The following is a 1,068-nucleotide window of genomic DNA, read 5'->3' as shown; positions in this document are numbered from 1 at the left end:
GGCGGACGTGGTGCGGTTTCTGTGGGCCGGGGGGACCGGGGGGAGTGTCCGGGCCGCGGACGGCGCCGCGTACACGATCGTCTGGGAGATACGGCTGCCGCGCGTGGTGCTGGGGGCCGTCGTCGGGGCGGGGCTCGCGGCGGTCGGGGTCGCCGTGCAGGCCATGGTGCGGAACGCGCTGGCCGATCCGTTCGTGCTGGGCATCTCCTCCGGGGCCGCCGTGGGGGCCAACGCGGTGATCCTGCTGGGGGCGTTCGCGGGGCTCGGGGTGTGGGCGCTGTCGGTGTCGGCGTTCGGGTCGGCGCTGGTGGCGATGGCGCTGGTGTACGGGGTGGCCCGGTCGGGGGTCGGGCTCACGCCCTTGCGGCTGGTGCTGACGGGGACGGCGCTGGCGTACGGGTTCGAGGCCGTCACCACGGTCATGGTGTTCGGGGCCGCCCGTGGCGAGGCCGCCCGCGCGGCGATGATGTGGCTGCTGGGGAGTCTCGGCGGGGCGACCTGGGCGCAGGTGCCGATCGCCGCGGTCACCGTCGTCGCCGGGTGGGTCTGGTTGCGTGCGCGTGCCGAGGCGCTGAACGCGCTCGCCATGGGCGACGAGACCTCCGCCGCGCTCGGGGTGCGGCCGGAGCGGCTGCGGCGGGAGCTGTTCGTGGTCACCGCCGCCGTCACGGGGACCGTGGTGGCGGTGAGCGGGGCCGTCGGGTTCGTCGGGCTGATGGTGCCGCACGTGGTGCGGATGGTGGTCGGGGCGGATCACCGGCGGGTACTGGCCGTCGCGCCGCTCGTCGGGGCCGTGCTGCTCGTCTGGGCCGATGTGCTGTCCCGGCTGCTGCTGGCGCCCGCCGAACTGCCCGTCGGGGTGATCACCGCCGTGGTCGGGGTGCCGGTGTTCCTGCTGCTCATGCGGCGGGGCGGCTACGCGTTCGGGGGGCGGTGACCGTGCGGCGCGAGGGTCTGCGGGGTGAGGGTGTGCGGCACGAGGACGTGCGGGGTGAGGGTGTGCCGGGCGACGGCGTGTGGAGCGGGGTGCCCGGTGGTCCCGAGGCGGGCGCCGGTGGGCTCGGGGGC

Annotated in this window: 1 protein-coding gene; it reads left to right on the top strand. The window is 76.4% G+C overall.

The annotated features are described in order from the left end of the window. Nucleotides 1-937, top strand: a 937-nt coding sequence (locus AOK15_RS41225) for an iron ABC transporter permease (protein ID WP_055524400.1), incomplete at its 5' end; no start/stop codon positions are given. Nucleotides 938-1,068: the final 131 nt, after the last annotated feature.

The organism is Streptomyces ossamyceticus (genome assembly GCF_001418475.1).
In the GTDB taxonomy this organism is placed as follows: Bacteria; Actinomycetota; Actinomycetes; order Streptomycetales; family Streptomycetaceae; genus Streptomyces; species Streptomyces ossamyceticus.
This window is presented reverse-complemented; position numbering and strand designations above follow the sequence as displayed.